Source organism: Psychrobacter sp. BI730 (assembly GCF_013414195.1).
Taxonomy (GTDB): domain Bacteria; phylum Pseudomonadota; class Gammaproteobacteria; order Pseudomonadales; family Moraxellaceae; genus Psychrobacter.
Map to the genome: position 1 here is coordinate 1 of NZ_JAATTV010000031.1, position 5,716 is coordinate 5,716.

At 48.2% G+C, this 5,716-nt stretch carries 2 tRNA genes and 3 rRNA genes; all 5 read left to right on the forward strand.

Annotation, left to right across the window (positions count from 1 at the left end):
- Window positions 1-430: 430 nt before the first annotated feature.
- The 5 genes from HCZ91_RS13730 to rrf all read left to right on the forward strand — a co-directional run bounded on the left by HCZ91_RS13730 (window position 431) and on the right by rrf (window position 5,708).
- Window positions 431-1,969 (forward strand): 16S ribosomal RNA (locus HCZ91_RS13730).
- 75 nt (window positions 1,970-2,044) lie between these two features.
- Window positions 2,045-2,121: transfer RNA gene (locus HCZ91_RS13735), tRNA-Ile, on the forward strand.
- 9 nt (window positions 2,122-2,130) lie between these two features.
- A tRNA-Ala gene (locus HCZ91_RS13740) sits at window positions 2,131-2,206 on the forward strand.
- A gap of 346 nt (window positions 2,207-2,552) precedes the next feature.
- Window positions 2,553-5,408: ribosomal RNA gene (locus tag HCZ91_RS13745) — 23S ribosomal RNA — on the forward strand.
- Between the two features lie 186 nt (window positions 5,409-5,594).
- Window positions 5,595-5,708, forward strand: a 5S ribosomal RNA gene (gene rrf, locus HCZ91_RS13750).
- The 16S, 23S and 5S rRNA genes sit together here with 2 tRNA genes alongside, the layout of an rRNA operon.
- Window positions 5,709-5,716: the final 8 nt, after the last annotated feature.

Below are 5,716 nucleotides of genomic sequence, written 5' to 3' on the forward strand. Positions count from 1 at the left end.
GCACCTCATCAAGACGAGCTGGAAGTAGCTAGTGTGTAATTACACATTAATAACCCAGTTAACTTGTTGAAACAAATTAAAAAAAGAAGTTGACAGACTATTAAAACATGATATGATGGTCAGCTCGCTAAATAGGATAAGCCACATTGGCTGACTTATTTAGTTTGAAATACTAGCACTGGACGACAGTGTCAGACATTATTTAAAAGCATAACTAAAGAACAACTTGTGTGGATTTTTGCTGATTCAGAATGCTAAAAAATAAAGTTGACTATCTTTTCTTTTCGGGAAGATTATTAACTATAAAAATTATCATTTAAGACAGCAGAAAAACTCAAAGTTAATTCATTACGAACATAATTTTTAGCGATTTTGCCAGATTAGATGAGCCAAGTTTAGAAGCTTCTTTAAAGAGCTTCATAGCAAGATTAAACTGAAGAGTTTGATCATGGCTCAGATTGAACGCTGGCGGCAGGCTTAACACATGCAAGTCGAGCGGAAACGATGGTAGCTTGCTACCAGGCGTCGAGCGGCGGACGGGTGAGTAATACTTAGGAATCTACCTAGTAGTGGGGGATAGCACGGGGAAACTCGTATTAATACCGCATACGACCTACGGGAGAAAGGGGGCAGTTTACTGCTCTCGCTATTAGATGAGCCTAAGTCGGATTAGCTAGATGGTGGGGTAAAGGCCTACCATGGCGACGATCTGTAGCTGGTCTGAGAGGATGATCAGCCACACCGGGACTGAGACACGGCCCGGACTCCTACGGGAGGCAGCAGTGGGGAATATTGGACAATGGGGGAAACCCTGATCCAGCCATGCCGCGTGTGTGAAGAAGGCCTTTTGGTTGTAAAGCACTTTAAGCAGTGAAGAAGACTCTTCGGTTAATACCCGGAGACGATGACATTAGCTGCAGAATAAGCACCGGCTAACTCTGTGCCAGCAGCCGCGGTAATACAGAGGGTGCAAGCGTTAATCGGAATTACTGGGCGTAAAGCGAGCGTAGGTGGCTTGATAAGTCAGATGTGAAATCCCCGGGCTTAACCTGGGAACTGCATCTGAAACTGTTAGGCTAGAGTAGGTGAGAGGGAAGTAGAATTTCAGGTGTAGCGGTGAAATGCGTAGAGATCTGAAGGAATACCGATGGCGAAGGCAGCTTCCTGGCATCATACTGACACTGAGGCTCGAAAGCGTGGGTAGCAAACAGGATTAGATACCCTGGTAGTCCACGCCGTAAACGATGTCTACTAGTCGTTGGGTCCCTTGAGGACTTAGTGACGCAGCTAACGCAATAAGTAGACCGCCTGGGGAGTACGGCCGCAAGGTTAAAACTCAAATGAATTGACGGGGGCCCGCACAAGCGGTGGAGCATGTGGTTTAATTCGATGCAACGCGAAGAACCTTACCTGGTCTTGACATATCTAGAATCCTGCAGAGATGCGGGAGTGCCTTCGGGAATTAGAATACAGGTGCTGCATGGCTGTCGTCAGCTCGTGTCGTGAGATGTTGGGTTAAGTCCCGCAACGAGCGCAACCCTTGTCCTTAGTTACCAGCGGGTTAAGCCGGGAACTCTAAGGATACTGCCAGTGACAAACTGGAGGAAGGCGGGGACGACGTCAAGTCATCATGGCCCTTACGACCAGGGCTACACACGTGCTACAATGGTAGGTACAGAGGGCAGCTACACAGCGATGTGATGCGAATCTCAAAAAGCCTATCGTAGTCCAGATTGGAGTCTGCAACTCGACTCCATGAAGTAGGAATCGCTAGTAATCGCGGATCAGAATGCCGCGGTGAATACGTTCCCGGGCCTTGTACACACCGCCCGTCACACCATGGGAGTTGATTGCACCAGAAGTGGATAGCTTAACCTTCGGGGAGGCGTTCACCACGGTGTGGTTGATGACTGGGGTGAAGTCGTAACAAGGTAGCCGTAGGGGAACCTGCGGCTGGATCACCTCCTTATAGACGCATTCGGTCAGCAAGAATTCACAACAAGTTGTTCTTTAGTTTAAGCTTACGTTTTTAACAAACGTATTAGGGTCTGTAGCTCAGCTGGTTAGAGCACCGTGTTGATAACGCGGGGGTCGGTGGTTCAAGTCCACCTAGACCCACCATTTTACAATGGGGCCATAGCTCAGTTGGTAGAGCGCCTGCCTTGCACGCAGGAGGTCAACGGTTCGACTCCGTTTGGCTCCACCACTACTAAGACGGTTAAGTAAGCTTTAGATGCTAATAAATAAATAGGTATCAAATAGAAACAAGTGATTGTGATTGATTACTTCTTTCTGTTTTATACAGAATCTGTGACTCGACGAGAGCATAGAGACTATTTAAAAACATAGATATGAGTCTGGGTTAAGAAGAGCGTGTTCACGCGCACTTCTTAACCTTAATAACTCGCCTCTTAACGACATCAGTTGTTATCCCAGGGGTGAGTTATTAAAAAAGTAAAGAGAACTGAATCAAGCGTATAAACATAGGTGATATCGTTATCATAATTAGATTGTATGACACTTAGAAGTCGAAAGACTACTTGGGGTTGTATGGTCAAGTAATGAAGCGCACATGGTGGATGCCTTGGCAGTCAGAGGCGATGAAAGACGTGACAGCCTGCGATAAGCTTCGGGGAGGCGGCAATATCCTGTGATCCGGAGATTTCTGAATGGGGAAACCCACTTACCATAAGGTAGGTATCCTAATTTATTAGGAAGCGAACGAGGGGAAGTGAAACATCTCAGTACCCTTAGGAATAGACATCAATTGAGATTCCCCTAGTAGCGGCGAGCGAACGGGGAGAAGCCGATTAATTCTAATGTAGAAGAACAGCGTGGGAAAGCTGACCGTAGTAGGTGATAGTCCTGTATTCGAAACATTAGAGTTAACATATTAAGTAGAGCGGGGCACGAGAAATCCTGTTTGAAGATGGGGGGACCATCCTCCAAGGCTAAATACTCCTGACTGACCGATAGTGAACCAGTACCGTGAGGGAAAGGCGAAAAGAACCCCTGTGAGGGGAGTGAAATAGAACCTGAAACCGTGTGCGTACAAGCAGTGGGAGCCCACTTGTTGGGTGACCGCGTACCTTTTGTATAATGGGTCAGCGACTTATATTCTGTAGCAAGGTTAACCGTTTAGGGGAGCCGTAGGGAAACCGAGTCTTAATAGGGCGTTTAGTTGCAGGGTATAGACCCGAAACCGAGTGATCTATCCATGAGCAGGTTGAAAGTGCCGTAACAGGCACCGGAGGACCGAACCCACTGTCGTTGAAAAGCCAGGGGATGACTTGTGGATAGGGGTGAAAGGCTAATCAAACTCGGTGATAGCTGGTTCTCCCCGAAAGCTATTTAGGTAGCGCCTCGGACGAACACCATTGGGGGTAGAGCACTGTTTCGGCTAGGGGGTCATACCGACTTACCAAACCGATGCAAACTCCGAATACCGATGAGTGATATCCGGGAGACACACGGTGGGTGCTAACGTCCATCGTGGAGAGGGAAACAACCCAGACCGCCAGCTAAGGCCCCAAATTCCTAGTTAAGTGGGAAACGAGGTGGGAAGGCATAGACAGCTAGGAGGTTGGCTTAGAAGCAGCCATCCTTTAAAGAAAGCGTAATAGCTCACTAGTCGAGTCGGCCCGCGCGGAAGATGTAACGGGGCTCAAACTAGGAGCCGAAGCTGCGGATTTGAATTTGTTTTCAAGTGGTAGGGGAGCGTTGTGTAAGCCTGTGAAGGTGTGTTGTAAAGCATGCTGGAGGTATCACAAGAGCGAATGCTGACGTGAGTAACGATAATGCGAGTGAAAAGCTCGCACGCCGGAAGATCAAGGGTTCCAGTCCAACGTTAATCGGGGCTGGGTGAGTCGACCCCTAAGGCGAGGCCGAAAGGCGTAGTCGATGGGAAATCGGTTAATATTCCGATACTTGTTTATAATGCGATGGAGGGACGGAGAAGGTTATGTCAGCCTGGCGATGGTTGTCCAGGTGAAAGGATGTAGGTTTATAGCTTAGGTAAATCCGGGCTATTTTATACCGAGATCTGATAGCAAGCTGTACTTGTACAGCGAAGTGGCAAATACCATGCTTCCAGGAAAAGCTTCTAAGCAATAGTTATAAACGAATCGTACCCTAAACCGACACAGGTGATCAGGTAGAGAATACCAAGGCGCTTGAGAGAACTCTGCTGAAGGAACTAGGCAAAATGGTACCGTAACTTCGGGAGAAGGTACGCTGTTGATGGTGATAGGACTTGCTCCTTGAGCTGTTGGCAGTCGCAGATACCAGGCTGCTGCAACTGTTTATTAAAAACACAGCACTCTGCAAACACGAAAGTGGACGTATAGGGTGTGATGTCTGCCCGGTGCTGGAAGGTTAATTGATGGGGTTAGCGTAAGCGAAGCTCTTGATCGAAGCCCCAGTAAACGGCGGCCGTAACTATAACGGTCCTAAGGTAGCGAAATTCCTTGTCGGGTAAGTTCCGACCTGCACGAATGACATAATGATGGCAGCGCTGTCTCCAGCAGAGACTCAGTGAAATCGAAATCGCAGTGAAGATGCTGTGTACCCGCGGCTAGACGGAAAGACCCCGTGAACCTTTACTACAGCTTTACATTGAACTTTGACCTGACTTGTGCAGGATAGGTGGGAGGCTTTGAAGCCGAGACGCTAGTCTCGGTGGAGCCAATCTTGAAATACCACCCTGGTCATGTTGGGGTTCTAACTCAGGTATAACAATACCGAGGACAATGTATGGTGGGTAGTTTGACTGGGGCGGTCTCCTCCTAAAGAGTAACGGAGGAGTACGAAGGTGCGCTCAGACCGGTCGGAAATCGGTCGTAGAGTATAAAGGCAAAAGCGCGCTTAACTGCGAGACCCACAAGTCGAGCAGGTACGAAAGTAGGTCTTAGTGATCCGGTGGTTCTGTATGGAAGGGCCATCGCTCAACGGATAAAAGGTACTCTGGGGATAACAGGCTGATACCGCCCAAGAGTTCATATCGACGGCGGTGTTTGGCACCTCGATGTCGGCTCATCTCATCCTAGGGCTGAAGCAGGTCCTAAGGGTATGGCTGTTCGCCATTTAAAGAGGTACGCGAGCTGGGTTTAGAACGTCGTGAGACAGTTCGGTCCCTATCTACCGTGGGCGTTGGAAATTTGAGAGGATCTGCTCCTAGTACGAGAGGACCAGAGTGGACGAACCTCTGGTGTTCGGGTTGTCACGCCAGTGGCATTGCCCGGTAGCTACGTTCGGATGGGATAACCGCTGAAAGCATCTAAGCGGGAAGCCCACCTCAAGATTAGATTTCCCTAAAGAGCCGTTCAAGACTAGGACGTTGATAGGCAGGGTGTGGAAGCGCAGCGATGCGTGTAGCTAACCTGTACTAATTGCTCGTTTGGCTTGACCATACAACACCCAAGTGGTTTGTATACAAGTCTAATTAATCTATCTTGTATAGCTCAGGCTATAGAATAAAGAAAGAATATTTCGATATCACCTTTAACCTTGATTCAGTTAGGTTACAAGTTGATCGACAACAAGCTTAAACTTGAAGTCAAACAATAACAACAACAGACTCATATCTAACCCCCTTTGCTGACGACAATAGCGCGATGGCCCCACCTGATCCCTTCCCGAACTCAGAAGTGAAACATCGTAGCGCCAATGGTAGTGTGGTTCGCCCATGTGAGAGTAGGTCATCGTCAGCTCTCTATTC